We start from the raw sequence: 22,871 nt of genomic DNA, 5'->3' as shown, positions 1-22,871 counted from the left end.
CGCATGAGTCTGGTCGAAGCACAGCGGAATGTCAGCCGCGATATCTCCTATGCCTCGGCCGCGCGGTCGCGGGGCGGGCGGGCGCTGATCCGGCTTCTGGAAAACGCGACCGGACGGCCGCGCGTGATCGCCCGCGCGGCCGGATATGAGGCGGCGATGGCCGCCGGGCAAAGCTTCTGGCAGGTGATGCCCGAAAAATTTGGTCTGCGGCTTGAGGTTACATCCGGTTCTTTAACCTCTGTCCCGGGCTCCGGCCCGCTGGTGATGATTGCCAATCACCCTTATGGCATCCTTGACGGGCTGATGATGGGCAATCTGCTGGATGCGTTGCGCGGAGATTTCCGCATCCTCGCCAATTCGGTTTTCGTCAAAGCGCCCGATCTGCGGCGGGTGATCCTGCCGATTTCCTTTGACGAAACCCCCGAAGCGGTGGCGCTGAACCTTCAAACCCGACGCACGGCGCTGGACTATCTGACCGGCGGCGGGGTCATCGGCATCTTTCCGGGTGGCACCGTCTCGACCGCCGCGACTCCGTTCCGCGCCCGACCGATGGACCCCGGCTGGCGCAACTTTACCGCAAAGCTGATCCAGCGCAGCGGCGCGACAGTGGTGCCGCTGTTCTTTGAGGGCGAGAACAGTCGCTTGTTCCAGATCGCCAGCCACCTGCATTACACGCTGCGGCTGGGGCTGCTGATCAAGGAGTTCCGCGCCCGGATGGACCGGCCGGTGCGGGTGGCTATCGGCCAGCCGATCCCGCCGGATCGTCTTGCCACCTTTGGCCCGGACGCACGCGGGATGATGGATTTCCTGCGCCGTTCCACCTATGAGCTTTCCCCGAGGCCGGTCGACTCGTATGCTTATGGCTACGAGTTCGAGGCGAAATACAAATCCCGGCAAGGGGAGGGCAGCGATGGCGGTAGGCGTGTTCGATTCGGGGCTGGGGGGGCTGACCGTTCTTGATGCGGTGGCCCGGCGTCTGCCCGAGGTTCCCTTTGTCTATTTCGGCGACAATGCCCATGCGCCTTACGGGGTGCGGACGCATGACGACATCTTCAACCTGACCTGTGCCGCGGTCGAGAGGCTGTGGGCCGAGGGATGTGATCTGGTGATCCTTGCCTGCAACACCGCCTCTGCCGCCGCGCTGAAACGGATGCAGGAAACATGGCTGCCCGCCGACAAGCGGGTGCTCGGGGTGTTTGTTCCGCTGATCGAGGCGCTGACCGAACGGCAATGGGGCGATAACAGCCCGCCGCGCGAGGTTGCGGTGAAACATGTGGCGCTGTTCGCCACCCCGGCCACCGTGGCCAGCCGCGCATTTCAGCGCGAACTTGCCTTCCGCGCCATCGGTGTCGATGTCGAAGCGCAGCCCTGTGGCGGCGTGGTCGATGCCATTGAGCAGGGCGATGAGATTCTGGCCGAAGCACTGGTGCGCAGTCATGTCGAGGCGCTGAAGCGCCGGATGCCGCATCCCGAGGCGGCGATCCTGGGTTGCACCCATTACCCCTTGATGCAGAACGCCTTTCAGGAGGCTCTGGGGGCGGATGTGAAGGTGTTCAGCCAGGCCAATCTGGTGGCGGAAAGCCTTGCCGATTATCTGGCGCGGCGGCCGGAGTTCATCGGCTCCGGCACCGAGTCGAAGTTCCTGACCACAGGTGACCCGGCGAATGTGTCTTCCAAGGCGACGCAATTCCTGCGCCGCCGTATCGCTTTCGAGGCGGCATGACGCCGTTTGACGACTGGCAGGCGGCGCGGCTGTCGGCGCTGGTGGCCGAGGATGGCTGGCTGAACCTGACCGATCGGCTGGAATTGCAACCCGGCCGCTGGACAGTGGGCAGCGGCGCCGGCAATGACCTGCGCCTGTCGGTCGGGCCGGAGCGGCTGGGCCTGCTGGAACTGGCGCCCGATCTGGCCGCGCGGTTCGAAACGGTCGACGGTGTGGAGGATTTCATGCCCGGCGCCGGGGGCTTCCCGCTGCTGCGGGTGCCGCCGCTCTTGCTGGAACTGCATATCGTGGAGGGCGCCCCGGCACTGCGCGTGCGGCAGATCGACCATCCGGCGCGCGCGGGCTTCGCTGGCATCGAGCGGTTTCCCTTCGATCCGGCCTGGGTGATCGCCGCCGACTGGCTGGCGCTGGAGGTGCCGATCACCCGGCAGGTCGAGATGGTGGCAGGCCGCAGCGATGCGGTGACGCAGACCCATGTCGCGCGGTTCGGCCATGAGGGGCAGAAGGTCAGCCTTGTTCCGACCCATGTGAAGGGCGGCAAGCCGATGTTCGTGATCCGCGATGCCACCTCGGGGCGTGAAACCTATGGCGCCTCGCGGTTTCTGATCGGCGAGGTCGAGAGGAACCGCGTCTGGCTTGACTTCAACCGCGCCTTCAACCCGCCCTGCGCCTATACCGAATTCGCAATCTGCCCGCTGCCGCCACCTGAGAACCGGCTGTCCTTCGCCATTCGTGCCGGGGAACGTGCCCCCAAGGGCCACTGAGCGCTTGCATTGCGCCGCGACCGGCCGCAAAGAAGGGGCGATTTCCAGTCAGGGAGACCGCCATGAAAAAGCGCATCGCCATCCTCGGGGCATCCGGTTACACCGGGGCCGAGCTGGTGCGACTGATCGCCACCCATCCGCAGATGCAGATCGTCGCGCTGTCGGGTGACCGCAAAGCGGGCATGGCCATGGCCGAGGTCTTTCCCTTCCTGCGTCATATCGACCTGCCAAAGCTGTGCAAGATCGACGAGATCGACTTTTCCAAGGTCGATCTGGCCTTCTGCGCGCTGCCGCATGCGACCTCGCAGGCCGTTATCAAGGACTTGCCGCGCGATCTGAAAATCGTCGATCTGTCGGCCGATTTCCGGCTGCGCGATGTGGCGGAATACGAGAAATGGTATGGGCAGCCCCATGCCGCGCCGGAGTTGCAGGCCGAGGCGGTCTATGGCCTGACAGAGTTCTATCGCGAGGACATCCGGTCCGCCCGGCTGGTCGCGGGCACCGGCTGCAATGCGGCGACCGGACAGTTCGCGTTGCGCCCGCTGATTGAGGCAGGCTGCATTGATCTGGATGACATCCTGCTGGATCTGAAATGCGGTGTTTCGGGGGCCGGGCGGTCACTGAAGGAAAATCTGCTTCATGCCGAGCTGTCGGAAGGCACCCATGCCTATTCGGCAGGGGGCAAGCACCGGCATCTGGGCGAATTCGATCAGGAATTCAGCAAGATCGCTGGCCGGCCGGTTCTGGTGCAGTTCACCCCGCATCTGGCGCCGATGAACCGCGGCATCCTCGCCAGCGTTTATGTGAAGGGCGATGCGAAGACCGTCTGGTCCGCACTGGAGGCGCGTTATGCGCTGGAACCCTTCATCGAGGTGCTACCTTTCGGCGCACTCCCCTCGACACGGGATATCCGCGGCTCCAATTTCTGTCATATCGGGGTGGTGGGCGACCGGGTGCCGGGGCGCACGCTGGTGGTGGCGACGCTGGACAACCTGTGCAAGGGTTCGTCCGGTCAGGCTATCCAGAATGCCAACCTGATGCTGGGGCTGGAGGAGACCGCGGGGCTGATGCTGGCTCCCGTCTTCCCGTAAGGAGACGACCATGAAGGGGCTGAAGAAAACGCGCCGCATCCAGATCATCGCGCTGGCTTTCGTCGCGCTGGCCGGATCGACCGCGCTGATCGGCTATGCGATGCGTGACGGCATCAATTTCTTCCGAGCCCCGGCGCAGGTGGTGGCCGATCCGCCGCAGATGGACGAGGTGTTCCGCCTGGGCGGGCTGGTCGAGGATGGCTCGCTGGTGCGCGGGCAGGGCGAGACCATCACCTTCCGCGTCACCGACGGCGCCGAAAGCATCCCCGTCGCCTATACCGGCGTGCTGCCTGACCTGTTCAAGGAGGGCCAGGGCATGATCGGCACCGGCAAGATGGTGGATGGCGTGTTCGAGGCGACCGAGATTCTGGCGAAGCATGACGAGACCTACATGCCGAAAGAGGTGATTGACGCGCTGAAGGAACAGGGCGTCTACGAAGACCCGAACAAGCAAAGCGGATCGTAACGCGCGCCTCCTTTCCGGCCGGTTAATCAGTCTGGCCCAGCCTGTCCCCATGTTTCACAGGGGCAGGCCATGCAGACCGTCAAACAGATCGCAGAAGAAATTGTCGCCCGCGAGGGCGGCTATGTGAATGACCCCGCCGATCCGGGCGGGGCCACCAATCACGGTGTCACCATCCATACCCTGCGGCGTCTGGGGCTGGACCTTGATCGCGACGGGCAGGTGACAGCGGCGGATGTGCGTCGCCTGACCCGCGCGCAGGCGGTGGAGATTTACCTCAGGCATTATTTTGAACGGCCGCGTCTGGCGGAATTGCCCGTGGCTTTGCAGGCCAGCGTCTTTGATATGTATGTCAATGCCGGTTCCAATGCGGTGAAGATCCTGCAACGGCTGTTGACCACGCTGGGCTGGCCACTGGTGGATGACGGCGTGATCGGGCCGAAGACACTGGCGGCCGCACGGCTGGCGGCTGAGGCTATGCCGAACACGCTGCCCGACGTATATGGGGTGGCACGGCGGAATTATTACTATGCGCTTGGCGATGCGCGGCCTGCCAGCCGCAGATATTGTCGCAGGCGGGATGGCGGCAAGGGCGGCTGGATCGTGCGGGCCGAGGCGTTCATTCGCCCCGCGCTGCATCTGACCGAGGCGCAGCATCGCGCGCGGGTGGCATCATGGGGCTGAACCTTCTGTCCGATACCGCCCGCCTGCGGCGCATTACCGAACTGGTGGCGCAGGGCGACGGCCCTGAACTCAGCGCCCGGATCGACCTGATGAACCGTGCGATCCGGCCGCTTTCGGTGCTGTCGGTCTTTGCATTGGTCGCTTCGGCCTTTCTGGACCCGGAGCGTTATAGCGCCGGAATGGTTGCGCTGGCGGGCACGCCCTGGCCTGTCTGGGGCATCGCCGCGCTGATTGTGGCCCTGCATTTCCTGACGCGCGGCCCCGGAACACCTGCCCGAACTTGACCCGCCTTCCGGCCTCTGGCATGTGCCGGAGGGATAGGAAGGACGTGCAAGATGAACCTGTTCACCGAACTGCGGAACCTCGTCGTGGCCGAGCTTGGAGCGATGGCCGCTTCCGGCGCGCTGCCCGAGGGGCTGGACCTTGGAGCCGTCACGGTCGAGCCGCCGCGTGATGCGGCCCATGGCGACATGGCGACCAATGCCGCCATGGTGCTGGCCAAGCCCGCCGGGATGAAGCCGCGCGACATCGCGGATGCGCTGGCCGCCCGTCTGGCGAACGATCCGCGCATCGCGGCGGCTGAGGTGGCGGGGCCGGGTTTCCTGAACCTGCGGCTGCAACCGGGCGTCTGGCAGGGGCTGGTGAAGGCCATTCTGGACGCCGGCGCCGATTACGGCCGGTCCGATCTGGGCGCCGGGCAGAAGGTGAACGTTGAATTCGTCTCGGCCAACCCGACCGGCCCGATGCACGTGGGCCACGTGCGGGGCGCGGTGGTGGGCGATGCGCTGTCGAACCTGCTGGCCTTTGCGGGCTGGAACGTGACGCGCGAATATTACATCAACGACGGCGGCGCACAGGTGAACGTGCTGGCGCGGTCGGCCTATGAGCGCTACCGCGAGGCCAATGGGCTGGAGCCGGAAATCCGCGAGGGGCTTTACCCCGGCGATTACCTGATCCCGGTAGGCGAGGCGCTTAAGGCGAAATATGGCACCAGCCTGCTGGACCAGCCTGAATCCGTCTGGCTCGACGATGTGCGAGAATTTGCCACCGAGCAGATGATGCAGATGATCCGCGAGGATCTGGCGGCGCTTGGTGTGCGCATGGATGTCTATTCCAGCGAGAAGGCGCTTTACGGCACCGGCGAGATCGAGGCTGCGATCGAAACCCTGCGCGGCATGGGCCTGATCTACGAAGGCGTGCTGGAGCCGCCGAAAGGCAAGACCCCCGAAGACTGGGAGCCGCGCGAACAGACGCTGTTCCGCTCGACCGCGCATGGCGACGACGTGGACCGTCCCGTGATGAAATCGGACGGGTCGTGGACCTACTTCGCCCCCGACATCGCCTATCACTACAACAAGGTGCGGCGCGGCTTCGATCAGCTGATCGACATTTTCGGCGCCGACCATGGCGGCTATGTGAAGCGGATGAAGGCTGCCGTTTCAGCGCTGTCCGACGGGCGGGTGCCGCTGGACATCAAGCTGATCCAGCTGGTGAAGCTTTACAAGAACGGCGAGCCCTTCAAGATGTCGAAACGTGCAGGCACCTTCGTGACCCTGCGCGATGTGGTCGAGGAGGTGGGCGCCGATGTGACCCGCTTCGTCATGCTGACCCGCAAGAACGACATGGCGCTGGATTTCGACTTCGACAAGGTTCTGGAACAGTCGAAGGACAATCCGGTTTTCTACGTTCAGTATGCCAATGCCCGGATCAACTCGGTCCTGCGGAAGGCACGCGAAGCGGGTGTTGCGGTGGATGACGCGACGCTGGCGGGGGCGAAGCACGACCTGCTGTCGCATCCGGCGGAACTGGCGCTGGTGGGCAAGCTGGCGGAATGGCCGCGTCTGGTGGAAATCGCCGCGCGCGGCAATGAACCGCATCGCGTGGCCTTCTACCTTTATGAGCTGGCATCGGACCTGCATGGCCTGTGGAACCGGGGCAATGACGAGCCTTCGCTGCGCTTCGTGCAAGAGGATGTGACCGTTTCGCAGGCGAAAATCGCCCTGGCGCGGGCCGTGGGCGTTGTGATTTCTGCCGGTCTTGCTATTTTGGGGGTCACGCCGGTCGAGGAAATGCGCTGACAAAACGCGCCCCGCCGGTCACACAGGCAAAGACGCGACGGGCTTCGTGCCCGTGCGCCGGGGCAGAGAATGGCAGACGTGGATTACGACGGCTATGATTCCCGCTATGATGCGGGGCAGGGAACTGAGGCCCGCCGGGGCCGCCGCTGGGTCAATCTGACCGGCGGGCTTGTCTCGGTGGCCTTGTTGCTGGGGGCGGGCTGGTGGGGCTATCGCATCGCCATGCGCGATGTGATGGGCATTCCGGTACTGAAGGCCGCCGAAGGCCCGGCGCGGGTGGCCCCAGACAATCCGGGCGGTGAGATTACCGCCTATCAGGGTCTTTCGGTCAATGATGTTGCAGCCGTGGGGGTTGCAGCCCCGCTGCCCGACGAGATCGTTCTGGCCCCGCGCCCGGTGGAATTGTCACAACAGGATACGCCCGGCCTTGCCGCCGAGCCGCCGCCCGAGCTGGTGGCCGCAGCACCCGAGCCGCCGGTGCAGCCGCTGTTGCCGTTGCCGGAGGCCGAGGCGCCGACATCAGCCAATCCCATGCCCGAAGCACTGGCCGCCATGTCGGATGCGGATCTGCCGCTGGACCCGCTGACCTCGGTCGGGCCGCTGGGCGATCCTGCCACTGACGCGGCTTCCGATGCCCCGGCGGATGTGCTGGCGCTGGCCGATCAGCTTGCCGCCGGCGCCGCGCCACTGACCCCGGCCAACCCGGACGCCATCCCGTCCGAGCCCGAAGCCTTCGTTCCGGCGCCGGTGGTTCCCGGTGGTATCGGCAAGTCGCTGCTGCCTCTGGCCCGTCCGGCCGGGCTGGTCCCGGCCAGTGCGGCGCCTGTTGCCAATGCGGTGACGGCGGCGCTCACCGCCGCCACGGCCGAGCTTGACCCCGCGACGCTTGCCCCCGGCACCCGCCTTGTGCAGTTTGGCGCATTCGACAGCGCCGACGAGGCGCGCGCGCAATGGGACAAGCTGGCCGGTCGCTTTGGTGATCTGATGCAGGGCAAATCACGGGTGATCCAGTCTGCGGAAAGCGGTGGTCGCACCTTCTACCGCCTGCGTGCCGAGGGCTTCGCCGACGAGGATGATGCCCGCCGCTTCTGCGCTGCCATCACCGCTGAAGGCCCGGATTGCATTCCGGTGGCCGTGCGATGACCCACGGTGCCACGGTCTTCGGTTGTGCGGGGCCGGTGCTGCTGCCCGAGGAAAAGGCTTTCTACCGCGCGGCTGATCCGCTGGGGTTCATCCTCTTCGCCCGCAATGTCGAAACGCCTGAACAGGTGGCCCGGCTGACCGCTGATCTGCGGGATGCTGTGGGGCGTGATGCGCCGGTTTTTGTTGATCAGGAAGGCGGGCGCGTGCAGCGCCTGCGCGCGCCGCACTGGTCGGAATGGCTGCCGCCGCTGGATGCGGTGGCCCGCGCCGGGGCAGGGGCTGCGCGCATGATGTGGTTGCGCGCCCGTCTGATTGCAGCGGAACTCCGCGCTGTCGGCATTGACGGCAATTGCGCGCCCTGCCTCGATATTGCGACCGATGTGACCCACCCTTTTCTGCGCAACCGCTGCTATGGCACCGATCCGGCGATGGTGATCGCAATGGGACGCGCCACGGCTGACGGGCATCTGGCGGGCGGCGTTCTGCCGGTGATGAAGCATATGCCCGGTCATGGCCGCGCCAGTGCCGACACGCATCACGATCTCCCGACAGTTGCCACCGATGCCGATACCCTGCGCCAGACGGATTTCGCGGCCTTCCGCGCATTGAACGATCTGCCTGCCGCCATGACGGCGCATATCGTCTTTTCGGCTTTTGACAGCGAACCGGCGACCTGTTCCGCCGCCATGATGCGGGTGGTGCGTGAGGAAATCGGCTTTGGTGGTCTGATCCTCTCGGATGATCTGAACATGCAGGCGCTGCCCGGCACCCTGGGCGAGCGCGCCGCCCGCGCCGTCGCGGCGGGTTGCGACATCGCCCTGCACTGCAAGGGCGATATGGCAGAGATGCAGGCTGTAGCGGTCGCTGCGGGGCAGCTGACCCGTGAGGGACAAGCGCGGGCCGAAGCCATGCTGGCCGCCCGCAAGGCGCCTGAGCCTGCCGATCTGCCGGCCCTGCGGGCCGAACATGATGCGCTGATCGGGGGGGCGGATGGCTGACGGCTGGGAGGACACCGGGCCAGAGCGGCTCAGTGTCAGCGACCGGCTGGCGGCAGAGGCGCTGATCGTCGATGTCGACGGGTTCGAAGGCCCGCTTGACCTGCTGTTGACGCTGTCGCGCACTCAGAAGGTCGATCTGCGGCGCATTTCTGTGCTGCAACTGGCCGAGCAATATCTTGGCTTCGTGGATCGCGCCAAGGCGCTGCGGATCGAACTGGCGGCGGATTATCTGGTGATGGCGGCCTGGCTCGCCTATCTGAAATCGCGTCTGCTGCTGCCTCCCGACCCGACCGAGGAAGGCCCCAGCGCCGAGGAACTCGCGGCCCATCTGGCGTACCAGCTGGAGCGGCTGCAGGCGATGCGCGAGGCGGCAGCCCGGCTGATGGCCCGTGACCAGCGGGGGCGTGACTTCTTTGTGCGCGGTCTGCCGGAGGAGGTGATCCGCGCCCGCAAGGTGACTTATACCGCTTCGCTGATCGACCTGATGCGCGCTTATGCCCGCATCCGCACCAAGGATGAATTCCGCCCCTTCGTGATGGACCGCGACGACGTGTTCACCATGGAACAGGCGCTGGAGCGGTTGCGCGGCCTGATCGGCTATGCCGCAAGCTGGTCCGACCTTGAAAGCTGGCTGCCCGAAGGCTGGGACCGCAATCCGATGCGCCGGCGTTCCTCAATTGCAGCACATTTCGCGGCTATCCTGGAAATGGCGAAACGGGGCCAGGTCGATATCCGGCAGGGGGAAACCTTTGCTCCGATCCAGATTCGCCGGAAGGACGGCGCATGAGCGAACCGCAGGAAAAAAGCCTTTTCGATGCTCCGCCCATTGCGGAACAGGAGCGTATGGTCGAGGCGATCCTGTTCGCCGCCACGGAACCCGTCTCGGTCGCGGAACTGGAAAAGCGCATGCCGCATGGCTGCGACCCGGCCGAGGCGCTGGCCTATCTGCGCCGCCGCTATGAGGGGCGTGGCGTGCGTCTGGTACGGGTGGGCGATGCCTGGGCCTTCCGCACCGCGCCCGATCTTGGCCATCTGATGCAGAAAGAAGTGGTTGAGCAACGCAAGCTCAGCCGCGCCGCGATCGAGACGCTGGCCATTATTGCCTATCACCAGCCCGCCACCCGCGCCGAGATCGAGGAAATCCGCGGCGTCGCCGTCAGCCGCGGCACTATCGACCAGTTGCTTGAGATGGAATGGATTCGTCTGGGCCGCCGCCGCATGACACCGGGGCGCCCGGTGACTTTCGTTGTCACGGAAACCTTCCTTGATCACTTCGGGCTGGAATCGGCCCGCGACCTGCCGGGGCTGAAGGATCTGCGCGCGGCTGGCCTGCTGGACAACCGCCCGCTGCCCGGCTCGATGCAGCGCCCCGATGAAGACGATGAAGACAGCCCCACCGGCCAGACCGAACTATTCGAGGATTGACGCCATGGATGCAGGACGGATCTTTCAGCAGATCTTCAACATGATTTTCCGCCGCGCGATGAATACCGCGATCAACAAGGGCATCGACCATGTGGCGCGCAAGGGCAAGCCGCCGGGGCAGATGACGGCGGACGAACGCAAACAGGCCAGCGCGGCGCGCGACATGACGAAAAAGGCCCGCCAGGCGGCCCGCATCGCCCGCCGTCTGGGCCGCTGAGCCGCATTTTCTGTCGAGAAGTATCCTCGGGGGAGGTGCCGTGGGGGCGGGCAGCCCCCATGGCACATTCAAGCCCGCTCAGGCGCGGAAATGCTTGGCAAGCTTCAGACCCTGCCCCTGATAGTTCGAGGCGATCCCGGCGCCATACAGTGTCTCGGGCCGCTCTGACATCCGCTCATAGACCAGCCGCCCCACGATCTGCCCATGCTCCAGCACGAAGGGCGCCTCGTGGCAGCGTACCTCCAGCACACCGCGCGAGCCTGTGCCGCCTGCCGCCGAATGGCCGAAGCCGGGGTCGAAGAAGCCTGCGTAATGTACGCGGAACTCGCCCACCATCGCCAGATAGGGCGCCATTTCGGCGGCGTAATCCGGCGGGATCGTCACTGCCTCGCGGCTGACCAGAATGTAGAAGGCACCGGGATCGAGGATGATCCTGCCGTCGCGGCTGCGGATTTCCTCCCAGAACTCGGCGGCCGGGTAATGACCGATCCGGTCAAGGTCGATGACGCCGGTATGGGGCTTGGCGCGATAGCCCACCAGATCATCCGGCCCCGGCCGCAGATCGACGGAAAAGCCCAGCCCTTCCGAGATCACCGCAGGCCCGTTTACCAGCGGTTCGCGCCCGTGCAATGCGGTGAGGTCCGCATCCGACAGCACGGCCTGACCGTGGCGGAAGCGGATCTGGTTCAGCCGCTGCCCGGCCCGTGCCAGGACAGAGAAACTGCGCGGGCAGACCTCGGCATAAAGCGGGCCGCTGTAGCCCCCGGCGATGCGGTCGAACTCCACCCCGCCATCGGTGATGGTACGGGTGAGCAGGTCGAGCCGCCCGGTCGAGCTTTTGGCATTGGCGACGGCGGTGATGCCCTCGGGCAGCGCCAGCCGCTCCATCAGGGGAATCACATAGACGCAGCCCTTTTCCAGAACAGCACCGGCGCTGAGGTCCATGCGATGCATCTCGAATTCGGCGATCCGTTCGGCCACGCTGCGGCCCTGACCGGCGAGGAAGGAGGCGCGAACGCGATAGGCGACATCACCCAGACGCAGGTCGAGACTGGCGGGCTGGATTTGTTCGGGAAGGATGGGCCGGTCGGCGCCGATCACGCCATCTTCGATCAGGCGGCGCAGGGTTTGCGCGGGCAGAACTCCGGTTTCAGTCACGCCATCCCCCGTGCATGGATCAGATACGAAAAAACCCGCGCCTTGTTTCCAAGGGCGGGCTTTTCTCGGTGGTCGGGCCGGCGAGATTCGAACTCGCGACCTTCCGCCCCCCAGACGGACGCGCTAACCAGGCTGCGCCACGGCCCGACTGCGCGGATACATAACGATAATTCCGGCGGGGGCAAGCGCCAAATCGCATCGTGGCAATTTATCCGCGCCGCGTCCGGCGGATCGCCTCCAGCCGCGCCTGAAGTGCTTGCAGACGCGGTTGTGCAGTGGCCAGCGCGGCCGCGCTGGCCATGCGGGCTTCTGGCGTCAGGCTCCGCAGAATCGCCGGAAGCCAAACCGGGTCCGATTCGGGCGGCGGGGCAGGTGGCGCCGCCCCGGCATCGGCGCTGGCCCCGGACGATTCGGCCCTGGTAGAATCGTCGGGCTCCGCCGCGGCTGTGTCTTCGGTCGGGCCGGGGTTCGTCTCTGGCGCTTCGGCCATCAGGTTTTCAGCCGGTGCGGCGGTTTCGTCCCCCTCGTCGGGCACCTCCCCGAAATCGAAAAGCGAGGGCTGGTCATCTGGCTGTCTGGGCATGTCCACCGCCGTCGTCATCTCGGGATCATCGGGTGCCGCGGCCTCGGCGGGCGGTGGCGCTTTCGGCGCGGCGCGGGCGGCGGCGGCCATTTCGGTGGAGATGGCCGCGATTTCCTGCCAGTCGTGCAAAGACACGACCTCGGCGACAGGCGGGGCATCATCGGTCGCATCCAGGGCCGCGTCAAAAGCCTCCAGATCGTCGGAAACATCCGTGCCCGACAGGCTCGCAACATGGCGAACGCCTTGCTCGCGCAGAATTTTCTGCACACCGCGAATCGTCATGCCTTCGTCGTGCAGAAGTTTGCGGATGCCTTGCAGCAGCGCGACATCGGTGGGGCGGTAATACCGCCGCCCCCCGGCACGCTTCACCGGCTTGATCTGCGGAAAGCGGCTTTCCCAGAACCGCAGCACATGGGCCGGGGTTTCCAGCTGATCGGCCACTTCGCTGATGGTGCGGAAGGCATCGGGCGATTTCTCCATGCCCCAGGCCCCGGTCAGCCTTTCGTGCCGCTGGCGACACGCTCTTTCATCAGATGCGACGGGCGGAAGGTCAGCACGCGGCGCGGGCTGATCGGCACTTCATCGCCGGTCTTGGGATTGCGGCCCATGCGGGCCGACTTGTCGCGCACCGAGAAGGTGCCAAAGGACGAAATCTTGACCGTCTCGCCGCGTACCAGCGCATCCGAGACATGCTGGATCACGGTTTCCACCAGTTCGGCGGATTCATTGCGCGACAGCCCCACCTCGCGGAAGACGGCTTCGCTCAGATCCATGCGCGTCAGAGTCTTTTCACTCATTCCCAAATCCCCCCCGGGTTTTCAGGAAGATTGAGGGCATTGGGTTTTCGAGTCAATATCAACCACTTGTGCGGGCAAGTTCAGATGGCGTTCCCGGGGCCAATCCGGGGCAATATGGCGGTATCCTGCGCAGGTTGCGAACAATCACCAGCGCAGGACGACCGAACCCCAGGCCAGACCGCCGCCGATCGCCTCGGTCACCACCAGATCGCCGGGTTTGATCTGCCCGCGCGTCACGCCGACCGACAGCGCGAGCGGGATCGAAGCGGCCGAGGTATTGCCGTGGTCCTGCACGGTCACGACCACACGGTCCATCGGCACCTGCATCCGCTTGGCCGTGGCCTCGATGATACGGATATTGGCCTGATGCGGCACGATCCAGTCCACATCCTCACCGCTGAGGCCGATCTTCTCCAGCGCGGTATGGGCGGTTTCGGCCAGCTTTTCGACCGCGTGGCGGAACACTTCCTTGCCCTGCATGCGCAGATGGCCGGTGGTGCCCGTCGAGACCCCGCCATCGACATACAGTATATCGCGATGCCGCCCGTCGGAATTGAGGTCGACCGACAGGATGCCCCTGTCGGCAGGGGTGCCGGACCCGTCATGCGCCTCAAGCACCAGCGCGCCCGCGCCATCACCGAACAGCACGCAGGTGCCCCGGTCGGTCCAGTCCATCAGGCGCGAAAAGGTCTCGGCCCCGATCACCAGCGCCCGGCGCACCTGGCCCGAGACGATCAGCGCATTGGCATTGGCCAGCGCATAGACGAAACCGGCACAGACCGCCTGGACGTCATAGGCGAAACCGCGTGTCATCCCCAGGCGCGCCTGCACCATGGTGGCGGCGGAGGGGAAGGTCAGATCGGCGGTCGAGGTGGCGACAACAATCGCGTCAATATCGTCGACCGTCAGCCCGGCATTGGCCAAAGCCGCCTCGGCCGCGCGGGCGGCAAGGTCCGAGGTCGTCTGACCCTCGGCCGCGAAATGCCGCCGCTCGATTCCGGAACGGGAGCGAATCCATTCGTCTGACGTGTCGATGGTTTTCTCGAATTCGGCATTCTGAACCACCCGCTCGGGCAGATAATGCCCGACGCCCTTGACCACGGCCCTGATTGTCATTCCTGCCCGCCTCCTTCGACGGCGGCATCCTGCCCCGCGCGTCCGGCGGATGCAACCCGGGCCGCCAGCCGGTCGACAAAGCCCGAACGTGCCAGTTGCGCCGCCAGACGGATCGCGGCGGAAACGCCGGTCGCATCGGCGCCGCCGTGGCTTTTCACCACAGTGCCGTTCAGGCCAAGAAATACCCCGCCGTTCACCCGGCGCGGGTCGATCCGCTTTTGCAGGCGCTTCAGCGCCCCCAGCGCCAGCAGCGCCCCCAGCTTCGACAGAATACCCGAGGCAAAAGCCTCGCGCATGAAATCGGAGGACAGCTTCGCGGTGCCTTCGCCGGTTTTAAGGGCGATATTGCCGGTGAACCCGTCGGTCACGATGACATCGACACGGTTTGACGGAATGTCGCCGCCTTCGACGAATCCCACGAAATCGAACTCCGCAGCATCCTGCGCGGCGAGCATCCGGTCATGTGCCAGCTTCAGTTCTGCCCGGCCCTTGTGTTCCTCGGTGCCGACGTTCAGCAGACCGACACGCGGGCGCCGCAGATGCAGCCCGTTGCGCGCGTAGGCCGCGCCCATGGTGGCATATTGCAGAAGATCTTCGGCCTCGGCCTTGATGTCGGCGCCAACGTCCAGCATCACATTGAACCCGCCGGGGTTGCGCGAGGGCCAGAGACAGGCAATGGCCGGCCGGTTCACCCCCGGGAGCTTGCGCAGCCGGATCATGCTGACCGCCATCAGCGCGCCTGTATTGCCGCAACTGACCGCAACAGCGGCCTCGCCATCCTTCACGCTGTCGATGGTGGACCACATTGAGGTGCCCGCGCCATGGCGCATCACCTGGCTGGGCTTGTCTTCCATCGTCACCACACGCGGGGCATGGCGAATCTCACAGCGATCCGCGATCTCGGCATGTTGCGAGACCAGCGGACGCAGCACCGCCTCGTCGCCGTGCAGCAGGAAGGCCAGGTCGGCATCGGCACGCGCAGAATCAACAAGACCGGCAACAACCGCTGCCGGTCCGCGATCCCCGCCCATGGCGTCTACCGAAATGATCGTGCGCTGCTGAGCCTGCGCCGGACGTTCGCTTCCGTTCGTCGTCATGGTCGGCCGGGGAGGGGAAGCGGCTTACGCCGCGTCCTCGTCCACGTCGACTTCGGTGGTCACAGCCACGACTTCACGCGAGTCGTAGTGGCCGCAGGCGCCGCAAACGTGGTGCGGACGCTTCAGTTCGCCGCAGTTCGGGCATTCCGACGGGTTGCCTGCGACGAGAGCGTCATGCGAGCGACGCATGTTGCGGCGCGAACGGGTGACTCGGTTCTGAGGGACAGCCATGTCTCAACCTCGGGTTAGTGAGGGGACAAGCCCCTGATTCTGTTCTGGGAAAAGCCAATTTCCGACCCTCTGGCACGGCGGCTTTTCACGGTGTTTGCGAGGCGCGGAACATAGTCGAATTCTGGCCGGGTGCAAGTCTTTTCTGCATCCGTTCCGGGTTCGCGTCACTCGGGTGTCGTATCGCCTTTTCCGAGCTTTTCCGCAAGCCCTGCCAGACCGGCAAAGGGGCGCAAATCCTCGTCGCGCAGCGGTTTTACTCCGGGTGCCGCGAAAACCGCCTCGCCCAGCTCGACACCGGGCGCGCGCGGATACATCGGCAGCGCCAGCGCCAGCGCCTCCAGTGCCACCACGCCGGGGTCGACGATCTCTGGCAGCGGTTCCTGCGTGTCATCCTCGGGCATTTCCACCTCGTCCCCTTCGGGCACGGGCATCTCGGCCAGATAGCGGCGCCGGACCTCCTCGCGGATTTCGGTGATGACGGGAACAAGTGTGACGCAGCAGGGCTGTTCCACCACGGCGGCAAGCTCTGCCACCAGTTCCCAGTCGCGACGCCCCACCGGCCGTAGCTCGCCCCGGAAGGTCAGTTCCGGGACGTCGGTGATTTCCAGCGCCTGCGCCACGGCGGCGCGGGTGTCGGCGTCGGGTTCCAGCCTGAACCGCGTGGGTTTGCGCGCCGCGAGGGCGGCGATGCGCAGCGGGTGGCTCAGGGCAGGGGTGGTCGGTTCGGTCATTGGTGTCTCCGCAAGGCGGGGCGCGCGTTCCATTCTTGAACAGCGGCCCGACCTTCTGTAAGCCGGAAGGCAAGCCGGCCGGGCGTCATGCCGGAAGCGCGGCATCTGATGCGATCCGGGATAAGTCCCATGCCGGTCAAAGGCAAGGGGCGCCCGGAAGGGACGGGAGAGAACATGGCTTCGGCAGGCAGCAGCATGCGGCGGATCGGGCTCTGGCTCGCGGGGGCACTGGTCGCGGGGGCCATGGCGGCCTGTGCGCCGGTCTATCGCAACCACGGGTATGTGCCGACGGACGACGAACTGGCCGAGGTGCAGGTGGGCGCCGACAACCGTGACAGCGTGGCGGAAAAACTTGGCCGTCCTTCGGCTGAGGGTCTGCTGAACGACGAGGGCTGGTTCTATGTCCAGAGCCGCTGGCGCCACTATGGCGCGCAGGAGCCGCAGGAAATCGACCGTCAGGTCGTGTCGATCACCTTCGATCAGGGCGGCGTCGTGCGCAATGTCGAGCGGTTCGGTCTGGATCGCGGCGAGGTCGTGGTGCTGTCGCGGCGTGTGACCGAAAGCAATATCAAGGGAATCGGCTTCCTGCGGCAGATCATGGGCAATCTGGGTCGGTTCCGCGCCGATCAGTTCCTGCAACAATAGCGCGGGCCGTCATCGGCCCGTCGCAGGCTTGTGGCAAACCGGGCGCGCAAGGCCCGGCAGACGGGCGGGAGGTCGGGGTGCAGCCGTTGCGCAAAGGTCGTCTGGTGGCGCGGGTGGCGCAGGAGGCGGGGGATGTGCAGCGCGCGCAGGCCCTGCGGCAGATGTGCTTTCGCGGCCCCGCTGCGACCGGGCTGGATACCGACCGCCACGATGCCGATTGCCTGCATGTTCTGGTCGAGGATACGGAAACCGGCGCGCTGGTCTGCTGCTACCGCCTGCTGCCGCTGACGGGCGGGGCCGAGATCGGGCGCAGCTATTCAGCGCAGTTCTATGACCTGCGCCCCTTGCACAGCTTTCCCGGCCCGATGGTGGAAATGGGGCGCTTCTGCATCGCGCCCGGTCACCGTGACCCGGACATCCTGCGTCTTGCCTGGGGGGCGATGACCCGGATCGTCGATGCGATGGGGGCGGAACTGCTGTTCGGCTGTGCCTCGTTCCTCGGCACCGATGCCGACCGCCATGCCGAGGCTTTCACCCTGCTGCGCGCAGGCCATCTGGCGCCGCGCCGCTGGTTGCCGCGGGTCAAGGCGCCGCGGGTATTCCGCTTTGCCAAAGCTTTGGCGGGGCGCGAACCTGACCGCAAGCGCGGCATGCTGACCATGCCGCCCTTGTTGCGCACCTATCTGTCGATGGGGGGCTGGGTTTCGGATCACGCCGTAGTGGACGATCAGCTTGGCACCCTGCACGTCTTTACCGGCGTCGAGATCCGCGCGATTCCCGAGGCCCGCGCCCGTGCCCTGCGCATGGTCGCGAGCCCGGAACCCGGAGCGGCTTGACCTGCGGCCCCGGCGCCTTTACCTGCCGCCTATCATGGCACGCGCACCCCTTCTTCAGCTTTCCGGCATCTCGCTCACCTTTGGTGGCAATCCCTTATTTGACGGGCTCGACCTGACTGTGCAACCGGGCGACCGGGTGGCACTGGTCGGGCGCAACGGCTCGGGCAAATCCACGCTCATGAAAATCATGGCGGGGCTGGTCGAACCCGATCAGGGGCTGCGCACCGTGCCCCCCGGCGTCAGCGTCGGCTACATGGAACAGGACCCCGATCTTTCGGCCTATGCCGCGCTGGGCGATTATGCCGCGAGCGGCCTGCCTGCGGATGAAAGCTACAAGGTCGATGTGGTGGCCGAGGGGCTGAAATTCCGCCCCGATACGCCGGTTTCCAGTGCCTCGGGCGGGGAACGTCGCCGTGCGGCTTTGGCCAAGCTCATGGCTGAGGCGCCGGAACTCATGCTGCTGGACGAGCCGACCAACCATCTGGACATTCAGGCGATCCAGTGGCTTGAGCGCGAGCTTTCCGAAACCCGCACTGCCTTCGTGCTGATCAGCCACGACCGTGCCTTCCTGCGCGCGCTGACCCGCGCGACGCTTTGGGTCGACCGGGGCGAGGTGCGGCGGCGCGAACAGGGATTCGAGGGATTCGAGGAATGGCGCGAGCAGATCTGGGCCGAGGAGGATGACGCCCGGCACAAGCTGGAGCGCAAGATCAAGCACGAGGCCAAATGGGCGGTGGAGGGCATCAGCGCCCGCCGCAAGCGCAACATGGGCCGGGTGCGTGCGTTGCAAGACCTGCGGGCGCAGCGCGCCGCGATGATCCGCCGTCAGGGCACCGCCGCACTGGATCTGGACAGCGGCCCGACCTCGGGCAAGAAGGTGATCGAGGCCAGGGGGCTGAGCAAGGCCTATGGCGACAAGCAGATCATCCGTGATTTCGACCTGCGCGTGCTGCGCGGTGACCGGGTGGCCTTTGTCGGGCCGAACGGCATCGGCAAGACCACGCTGCTGAAAATGCTGATCGGGCAGGAAACGCCGGATGCGGGCACGGTGACTCTGGGCACAAACCTGCAAATTGCCGTGTTCGACCAGACCCGCGCGCGGCTGGACCCGGAGGCGAGCCTTTGGGAAAACCTGACCGGCGATCCGCTGATGGCGGTTTCCGGCGCGTCGGATCAGGTGATGGTGCGCGGCACGCCCAAGCATGTTGTGGGCTATCTCAAGGATTTCCTGTTCAGCGAATTGCAGGCCCGCGCGGCGGTCAAGTCGCTGTCGGGTGGCGAAAAAGCGCGGCTTCTGCTGGCCAAGCTCATGGCGCAGGAATCGAACCTGCTGATCCTTGACGAACCGACCAACGATCTGGATGTCGAAACGCTTGATCTGTTGCAGGACATCCTCGGCGAATATGACGGCACCGTGCTGCTGGTCAGCCATGACCGTGATTTCATCGACCGGGTGGCGACGACGACCATCGCGATGGAAGGCGAGGGCAGGGCAACCGTCTATGCCGGCGGCTGGAGCGATTATCAGAGCCAGCGCCCGGTTGATGCGCCTGCGCCAAAGGCTGCCGCGCCGAAGCCCGCCATTGCCGCAAGGCCCGACCCCGCGCCGAAGAAGGCCGAGGGCCTCAGCTTCACCGAACGCAAGCGTCTGGATGAACTGCCCAATGTCATCGAGCGGCTGGAACATGAAATCGGCAAGCTGGGTGAATTGCTGGCAACGCCGGACCTCTTCACCAAAGAGCCGGTGAAGTTCCGCAAGGCCTCGGACATGCTGGCTGAACGGCAGCAGGCGCTGGCTGCGGCCGAGGAGGAATGGCTGGAACTGGAAGAAAAGGCCGGGTGATCGCAGGCAATCGCGGCGCTTCAAGGTGCCGTGATGAACTATTGAGTTCAGTTTCGTCAGGCGCCATCTCTGGACCGACGCGGCGACAAAGACCGCCGTGATGGTAAGGAGAAAGACCGATGAAACGCTTTGCCCTGGCTGTTCTGGCCCCGCTGACGCTTGCCGCGCCTGCCTTTGCGGGTGGGCTTGCAACCCCCGCCCCGGAACCCGTGGTAACCGCTCCCGTGCCGGTCGCGCCGGTGCGCGCCGATGGCAATTGGGGCGGCGCCTACGCCGGTGCGCACCTTGGCTATGCCGATGTGAATGACCCCAATGCCGATGGCGCCTTCGGGGGCGCGCAACTGGGTTATCGCTGGGATCTGGGCACCACCGTTCTGGGCGTCGAGGCCGATGTGTCTGGCACCAATATCAAACCCTCCGCCGGTGGCGGCAAGGTTGATACGCTGGCCCATCTGAAGCTTCAGGCGGGTTACGATTTCGGTCGCACGCTGGTTTATGCGACGGCGGGCGCAGCCTATGCCAAGGGCGATATCGGCGGCACCAATACCTCTGACACCGGCTATTTCGGCGGGATCGGCGTGGACTATCAGGTCAACGACCAATGGACCGTTGGCGGCGAGGTTCTGGCCCATCGCTTCGACAATTTCGACGGAACCGGGCTTGACCCCGATGCGACGACCGCGGCGCTGCGGGTCAACTATCGCTTCTGATTGCCCGTCCGGGCAAGGCAGGGGGCGGCGGGGCGATCCGCCGCCCTTTCGCATGCGGATCAAGGTTTCCAAGCCGTCGCGAAAGCGGTAAGTCGGCGCCATCCCAAAGGGAGAGCAACATGACCACGACGATCCGCCTGCACAACACCCGCACCCGCCAGACCGAAGATCTGGTACCGCTGATCCCCGGCAAGGTGCGCATGTATGTCTGTGGGCCGACCGTCTATGACCGCGCCCATATCGGCAATGCCCGGCCCGTGGTGGTGTTCGACACGCTGTTCCGCCTGCTGCGCCATGTCTACGGCGCGGAGCACGTCACATATGTGCGCAACTTCACCGACGTCGATGACAAGATCAACGCCAAGGCCGCCCAGACCGGCCGCCCGATCCGCGACATCACGGATGAAACGATCGGCTGGTATCACGCCGATATGGATGCGCTTGGCGCCCTGCGCCCGACGCATGAGCCGCGCGCGACCGAATATATCGGCGCGATGATCGCCATGATTTCCGATCTGATCGACCGGGGGCACGCCTATGCCGCTGAGGGCCATGTGCTGTTCGATGTGCGCAGCTATGCCGATTACGGCAAGCTCTCGGGCCGGTCAGTCGATGACATGATCGCCGGCGCGCGGGTCGAGGTGGCGCCCTACAAGCGCGACCCGATGGATTTCGTGCTATGGAAGCCCTCGGACGACACGTTGCCCGGCTGGAACAGCCCCTGGGGGCGCGGGCGTCCGGGCTGGCATATCGAATGCTCGGCCATGAGCCGCGAATTGCTGGGCGAGACCTTTGACATCCACGGCGGTGGTATCGACCTGCAATTCCCGCATCATGAGAATGAAATCGCGCAAAGCTGCTGCGCCAATCATTCTGGCCAGTTCGCGAATATCTGGATGCATAATGAGATGCTTCAGGTCGAGGGCAAGAAGATGTCGAAATCGCTCGGTAATTTCTTTACCGTCCGCGACCTGCTGGATCAGGGCTATCCGGGCGAGGTGATCCGGTTTGTCTACCTCGGAACGCATTACGCGCGGCCGATGGACTGGACGCATGAAAAGGCGATGCAGGCGGAAGGCACGCTGCGCAAATGGCGGGGGCTGACGAAAGGCGTTCAGCCGGGGCAGGTGGCCGATGCGGTGGTGGCGGCGCTGGCGGGCGATCTGAACACCGCTGGGGCATTGGCGGAACTGCACCGGCTGGCGGGCGACGGCGATGCGGCGGGGTTGCTCGCCTCGGCGCAACTGCTGGGCTTGCTGCTGCCGGAACTCGGCGGCTGGGACGAGGCCGGGGTGGACCTTGCGCCCTGGGTGAACCGTCTGGCCGGGTTGCGCGCCGAAGCGATGGAGACGAAGGATTTCGCCCCCGTCGATGCGTTGAAATTGGCACTGATGACGGCAGGGCTGGAGGTGCGGATGTCGAAAGCGGGGGTGGAGCTGCTGCCCGGCCCCGGTTTCGATGCGGCCAAGCTTCCGGTGCTGGAATGAAACCACGCACCTATCTCGACTGGAACGCGACCACGCCGCTGCGCCCTGAGGCGCGGGCGGCGATGATCGCGGCGATGGATCTGGTGGGCAACCCCTCCTCCGTCCATGCCGAGGGGCGGGCGGCGAAATCGCTGCTGGAACGCGCGCGCGGCCAGATCGCCACCGCACTGGGGGCAGATGGTGCCGACATCGTGTTCACCTCGGGCGCGACCGAGGCGGCGGCGCTGGCCTGTGCCGGGCGTGACCTGCATTGCGGCGACATTGAACACGAAGCCATCAGCGCCTGGTGCACCCCCGATCTGCCGGTCGATGCGGCGGGGCAGGTGACGGTGACCGACCCGACGAAAACCGCACTGCAATATGCCAATTCCGAAACCGGCATCGTGCAGGCGCTGCCTGAGGGGCTCGCGGTCTCCGACCTGACGCAAGCCTTTGGCAAGCTTCCCTTTGCCTTCAACTGGCTGGGCTGCGCCATGGGAATCGTCTCGGCCCATAAACATGGCGGGCCAAAGGGAATCGGCGCGCTGATCCTGCGGCGGGGGCTGGACGTTCCGGCGCAGCTGAAGGGCGGCGGGCAGGAGATGGGTCGCCGCGCCGGAACCGAGAACCTGATCGGCATTGCAGGATTCGCTGCCGCCGCCGAAGCCGCCGCGCGGGATCTTGCGGACGGGGTCTGGGAGCGGGTGGCTGAATTTAGAAATATTCTAGAGTCAGCATTGTCAGCCGCAGAGAATGAGACTATTTCTGTCGGGAAAGGAAGTGTTCGACTTCCGAACACCCTGTGCCTCGTCACCCCCGGCTGGAAGGGCGAGACGCAGGTGATGCAGATGGATCTGGCTGGTTTCGCCGTTTCGGCGGGCTCGGCCTGTTCCTCGGGCAAGGTTCGGGCCAGCCGGGTGCTGCGCGCCATGGGGTTCGACGAGACCGCCGCCGCCTCGGCGCTGCGCGTGTCGATTGGCCCCGAGACGACGGAAGAAGATGTGTTGCGCTTTGCCGATGCCTGGACAGCGCAATACCGCAAGGCCCGCAAGCGGGCGCAAGAGGGATAAGG

The 22,871-nt window shown here is 65.5% G+C and carries 26 protein-coding genes and 1 tRNA gene; 19 read left to right on the top strand and 8 right to left on the bottom strand.

The window, feature by feature from the left end; translation table 11 throughout:
* The first annotated feature begins 3 nt into the window (after nt 1-3).
* The 13 genes from IE126_RS00250 to IE126_RS00190 all read left to right on the top strand — a co-directional run bounded on the left by IE126_RS00250 (nt 4) and on the right by IE126_RS00190 (nt 10,586).
* Nucleotides 4-960, top strand: a complete 957-nt coding sequence (locus tag IE126_RS00250; RefSeq protein WP_189379869.1) for a lysophospholipid acyltransferase family protein — start codon at nt 4-6, stop codon at nt 958-960.
* Nucleotides 911-1,723, top strand: a complete 813-nt coding sequence (gene murI / locus IE126_RS00245) for a glutamate racemase (protein WP_189379868.1) — start codon at nt 911-913, stop codon at nt 1,721-1,723. The genes IE126_RS00250 and murI overlap by 50 nt, the downstream gene beginning before the upstream one ends.
* Complete coding sequence (locus IE126_RS00240; protein ID WP_189379867.1) at nt 1,720-2,487, top strand: DUF1684 domain-containing protein; 768 nt, start codon at nt 1,720-1,722, stop codon at nt 2,485-2,487. Before murI ends, IE126_RS00240 begins: the two co-directional genes overlap by 4 nt.
* 62 nt (nt 2,488-2,549) lie before the next feature.
* The gene (argC, locus tag IE126_RS00235) at nt 2,550-3,578 is read left to right on the top strand and encodes an N-acetyl-gamma-glutamyl-phosphate reductase (protein WP_189379866.1); all 1,029 of its coding nucleotides are present in this window, start codon (nt 2,550-2,552) and stop codon (nt 3,576-3,578) included.
* Between the two features lie 10 nt (nt 3,579-3,588).
* Complete coding sequence (gene ccmE / locus IE126_RS00230; RefSeq protein ID WP_054303674.1) at nt 3,589-4,044, top strand: cytochrome c maturation protein CcmE; 456 nt, start codon at nt 3,589-3,591, stop codon at nt 4,042-4,044.
* A gap of 69 nt (nt 4,045-4,113) precedes the next feature.
* The gene (locus tag IE126_RS00225) at nt 4,114-4,725 is read left to right on the top strand and encodes a holin-associated N-acetylmuramidase (protein WP_189379865.1); all 612 of its coding nucleotides are present in this window, start codon (nt 4,114-4,116) and stop codon (nt 4,723-4,725) included.
* Nucleotides 4,716-5,009: a 3TM-type holin gene (locus IE126_RS00220; RefSeq protein WP_189379864.1), complete on the top strand. Its 294-nt coding sequence runs from the start codon at nt 4,716-4,718 to the stop codon at nt 5,007-5,009. Before IE126_RS00225 ends, IE126_RS00220 begins: the two co-directional genes overlap by 10 nt.
* Nucleotides 5,010-5,060: 51 nt before the next feature.
* The gene (argS, locus tag IE126_RS00215) at nt 5,061-6,803 is read left to right on the top strand and encodes an arginine--tRNA ligase (protein WP_054303671.1); all 1,743 of its coding nucleotides are present in this window, start codon (nt 5,061-5,063) and stop codon (nt 6,801-6,803) included.
* A gap of 69 nt (nt 6,804-6,872) precedes the next feature.
* The gene (locus tag IE126_RS00210; RefSeq protein WP_189379863.1) at nt 6,873-7,946 is read left to right on the top strand and encodes an SPOR domain-containing protein; all 1,074 of its coding nucleotides are present in this window, start codon (nt 6,873-6,875) and stop codon (nt 7,944-7,946) included.
* Nucleotides 7,943-8,944, top strand: a complete 1,002-nt coding sequence (nagZ, locus tag IE126_RS00205) for a beta-N-acetylhexosaminidase (protein WP_189379862.1) — start codon at nt 7,943-7,945, stop codon at nt 8,942-8,944. The genes IE126_RS00210 and nagZ overlap by 4 nt, the downstream gene beginning before the upstream one ends.
* Nucleotides 8,937-9,731, top strand: a complete 795-nt coding sequence (locus IE126_RS00200) for a segregation and condensation protein A (protein WP_054303668.1) — start codon at nt 8,937-8,939, stop codon at nt 9,729-9,731. The genes nagZ and IE126_RS00200 overlap by 8 nt, the downstream gene beginning before the upstream one ends.
* A complete protein-coding gene (gene scpB, locus IE126_RS00195) occupies nt 9,728-10,369 on the top strand; it encodes an SMC-Scp complex subunit ScpB (RefSeq protein WP_054303667.1) in 642 nt (213 codons plus the stop codon). The genes IE126_RS00200 and scpB overlap by 4 nt, the downstream gene beginning before the upstream one ends.
* A 4-nt stretch (nt 10,370-10,373) precedes the next feature.
* A complete protein-coding gene (locus IE126_RS00190) occupies nt 10,374-10,586 on the top strand; it encodes a hypothetical protein (RefSeq protein ID WP_189379861.1) in 213 nt (70 codons plus the stop codon).
* A gap of 78 nt (nt 10,587-10,664) precedes the next feature.
* Here the strand turns inward: IE126_RS00190 and IE126_RS00185 are convergent, their stop codons facing one another.
* The 8 genes from IE126_RS00185 to IE126_RS00150 all read right to left on the bottom strand — a co-directional run bounded on the left by IE126_RS00185 (nt 10,665) and on the right by IE126_RS00150 (nt 16,299).
* The gene (locus IE126_RS00185) at nt 10,665-11,744 is read right to left on the bottom strand and encodes a 2'-deoxycytidine 5'-triphosphate deaminase (protein WP_189379860.1); all 1,080 of its coding nucleotides are present in this window, start codon (nt 11,742-11,744) and stop codon (nt 10,665-10,667) included.
* Between the two features lie 69 nt (nt 11,745-11,813).
* Nucleotides 11,814-11,891: transfer RNA gene (locus IE126_RS00180), tRNA-Pro, on the bottom strand.
* A 61-nt stretch (nt 11,892-11,952) separates the two neighbouring features.
* Nucleotides 11,953-12,807, bottom strand: a complete 855-nt coding sequence (locus IE126_RS25815) for a MerR family transcriptional regulator (RefSeq protein WP_229825138.1) — start codon at nt 12,805-12,807, stop codon at nt 11,953-11,955.
* 14 nt (nt 12,808-12,821) lie between these two features.
* Entirely contained in the window at nt 12,822-13,124 is a 303-nt protein-coding gene (gene ihfA, locus IE126_RS00170; RefSeq protein WP_082401028.1) for an integration host factor subunit alpha, read from the bottom strand.
* A gap of 144 nt (nt 13,125-13,268) precedes the next feature.
* Entirely contained in the window at nt 13,269-14,240 is a 972-nt protein-coding gene (locus IE126_RS00165) for a beta-ketoacyl-ACP synthase III (protein WP_189379859.1), read from the bottom strand.
* Complete coding sequence (gene plsX, locus IE126_RS00160) at nt 14,237-15,337, bottom strand: phosphate acyltransferase PlsX (protein ID WP_054303662.1); 1,101 nt, start codon at nt 15,335-15,337, stop codon at nt 14,237-14,239. Before plsX ends, IE126_RS00165 begins: the two co-directional genes overlap by 4 nt.
* A 24-nt stretch (nt 15,338-15,361) precedes the next feature.
* The gene (gene rpmF, locus IE126_RS00155) at nt 15,362-15,568 is read right to left on the bottom strand and encodes a 50S ribosomal protein L32 (RefSeq protein WP_082401027.1); all 207 of its coding nucleotides are present in this window, start codon (nt 15,566-15,568) and stop codon (nt 15,362-15,364) included.
* A 164-nt stretch (nt 15,569-15,732) separates the two neighbouring features.
* Nucleotides 15,733-16,299, bottom strand: a complete 567-nt coding sequence (locus tag IE126_RS00150) for a YceD family protein (RefSeq protein ID WP_189379858.1) — start codon at nt 16,297-16,299, stop codon at nt 15,733-15,735.
* 174 nt (nt 16,300-16,473) lie between these two features.
* Between IE126_RS00150 and IE126_RS00145 the strand changes: the two genes are divergently transcribed.
* The 6 genes from IE126_RS00145 (at nt 16,474) to IE126_RS00120 (ending at nt 22,869) form a co-directional block, all read left to right on the top strand.
* Entirely contained in the window at nt 16,474-16,944 is a 471-nt protein-coding gene (locus IE126_RS00145; protein ID WP_054303724.1) for an outer membrane protein assembly factor BamE, read from the top strand.
* Between the two features lie 77 nt (nt 16,945-17,021).
* Complete coding sequence (locus IE126_RS00140) at nt 17,022-17,780, top strand: GNAT family N-acetyltransferase (protein WP_108129494.1); 759 nt, start codon at nt 17,022-17,024, stop codon at nt 17,778-17,780.
* Between the two features lie 34 nt (nt 17,781-17,814).
* Nucleotides 17,815-19,623, top strand: coding sequence for an ABC-F family ATP-binding cassette domain-containing protein (locus tag IE126_RS00135; RefSeq protein ID WP_189379857.1), 1,809 nt, complete (start codon nt 17,815-17,817; stop codon nt 19,621-19,623).
* A 119-nt stretch (nt 19,624-19,742) separates the two neighbouring features.
* Nucleotides 19,743-20,333 carry an outer membrane protein gene (locus IE126_RS00130; protein ID WP_108129496.1) on the top strand — a complete coding sequence of 197 codons (591 nt, stop codon included), beginning with the start codon at nt 19,743-19,745 and terminating at the stop codon, nt 20,331-20,333.
* Between the two features lie 119 nt (nt 20,334-20,452).
* A complete protein-coding gene (gene cysS, locus IE126_RS00125; RefSeq protein WP_189379856.1) occupies nt 20,453-21,820 on the top strand; it encodes a cysteine--tRNA ligase in 1,368 nt (455 codons plus the stop codon).
* A complete protein-coding gene (locus IE126_RS00120; RefSeq protein WP_189379855.1) occupies nt 21,817-22,869 on the top strand; it encodes a cysteine desulfurase family protein in 1,053 nt (350 codons plus the stop codon). The genes cysS and IE126_RS00120 overlap by 4 nt, the downstream gene beginning before the upstream one ends.
* The last annotated feature ends 2 nt before the right edge of the window (nt 22,870-22,871 follow it).

It is taken from the genome of Gemmobacter nanjingensis (assembly GCF_014652195.1).
In the GTDB taxonomy this organism is placed as follows: Bacteria; Pseudomonadota; Alphaproteobacteria; order Rhodobacterales; family Rhodobacteraceae; genus Gemmobacter; species Gemmobacter caeni.
The sequence above is the reverse complement of the archived record's forward strand: the minus strand, read 5'-3'. Positions and strand labels throughout refer to the sequence as shown.

Excerpts from the sequence above, each read along its gene's own strand:
- IE126_RS00250 (WP_189379869.1), top strand. The coding sequence starts at position 4 with ATGAGTCTGGTCGAAGCACAGCGGAATGTCAGCCGCGATATCTCCTAT.
- murI (WP_189379868.1), top strand. The coding sequence starts at position 911 with ATGGCGGTAGGCGTGTTCGATTCGGGGCTGGGGGGGCTGACCGTTCTT.
- IE126_RS00240 (WP_189379867.1), top strand. The coding sequence starts at position 1,720 with ATGACGCCGTTTGACGACTGGCAGGCGGCGCGGCTGTCGGCGCTGGTG.
- argC (WP_189379866.1), top strand. The coding sequence starts at position 2,550 with ATGAAAAAGCGCATCGCCATCCTCGGGGCATCCGGTTACACCGGGGCC.
- ccmE (WP_054303674.1), top strand. The coding sequence starts at position 3,589 with ATGAAGGGGCTGAAGAAAACGCGCCGCATCCAGATCATCGCGCTGGCT.
- IE126_RS00225 (WP_189379865.1), top strand. The coding sequence starts at position 4,114 with ATGCAGACCGTCAAACAGATCGCAGAAGAAATTGTCGCCCGCGAGGGC.
- IE126_RS00220 (WP_189379864.1), top strand. The coding sequence starts at position 4,716 with ATGGGGCTGAACCTTCTGTCCGATACCGCCCGCCTGCGGCGCATTACC.
- argS (WP_054303671.1), top strand. The coding sequence starts at position 5,061 with ATGAACCTGTTCACCGAACTGCGGAACCTCGTCGTGGCCGAGCTTGGA.
- IE126_RS00210 (WP_189379863.1), top strand. The coding sequence starts at position 6,873 with ATGGCAGACGTGGATTACGACGGCTATGATTCCCGCTATGATGCGGGG.
- nagZ (WP_189379862.1), top strand. The coding sequence starts at position 7,943 with ATGACCCACGGTGCCACGGTCTTCGGTTGTGCGGGGCCGGTGCTGCTG.
- IE126_RS00200 (WP_054303668.1), top strand. The coding sequence starts at position 8,937 with ATGGCTGACGGCTGGGAGGACACCGGGCCAGAGCGGCTCAGTGTCAGC.
- scpB (WP_054303667.1), top strand. The coding sequence starts at position 9,728 with ATGAGCGAACCGCAGGAAAAAAGCCTTTTCGATGCTCCGCCCATTGCG.
- IE126_RS00190 (WP_189379861.1), top strand. The coding sequence starts at position 10,374 with ATGGATGCAGGACGGATCTTTCAGCAGATCTTCAACATGATTTTCCGC.
- IE126_RS25815 (WP_229825138.1), bottom strand. The coding sequence starts at position 12,807 with ATGGAGAAATCGCCCGATGCCTTCCGCACCATCAGCGAAGTGGCCGAT.
- ihfA (WP_082401028.1), bottom strand. The coding sequence starts at position 13,124 with ATGAGTGAAAAGACTCTGACGCGCATGGATCTGAGCGAAGCCGTCTTC.
- IE126_RS00165 (WP_189379859.1), bottom strand. The coding sequence starts at position 14,240 with ATGACAATCAGGGCCGTGGTCAAGGGCGTCGGGCATTATCTGCCCGAG.
- plsX (WP_054303662.1), bottom strand. The coding sequence starts at position 15,337 with ATGACGACGAACGGAAGCGAACGTCCGGCGCAGGCTCAGCAGCGCACG.
- rpmF (WP_082401027.1), bottom strand. The coding sequence starts at position 15,568 with ATGGCTGTCCCTCAGAACCGAGTCACCCGTTCGCGCCGCAACATGCGT.
- IE126_RS00150 (WP_189379858.1), bottom strand. The coding sequence starts at position 16,299 with ATGACCGAACCGACCACCCCTGCCCTGAGCCACCCGCTGCGCATCGCC.
- IE126_RS00145 (WP_054303724.1), top strand. The coding sequence starts at position 16,474 with ATGGCTTCGGCAGGCAGCAGCATGCGGCGGATCGGGCTCTGGCTCGCG.
- IE126_RS00135 (WP_189379857.1), top strand. The coding sequence starts at position 17,815 with ATGGCACGCGCACCCCTTCTTCAGCTTTCCGGCATCTCGCTCACCTTT.
- IE126_RS00130 (WP_108129496.1), top strand. The coding sequence starts at position 19,743 with ATGAAACGCTTTGCCCTGGCTGTTCTGGCCCCGCTGACGCTTGCCGCG.
- cysS (WP_189379856.1), top strand. The coding sequence starts at position 20,453 with ATGACCACGACGATCCGCCTGCACAACACCCGCACCCGCCAGACCGAA.
- IE126_RS00120 (WP_189379855.1), top strand. The coding sequence starts at position 21,817 with ATGAAACCACGCACCTATCTCGACTGGAACGCGACCACGCCGCTGCGC.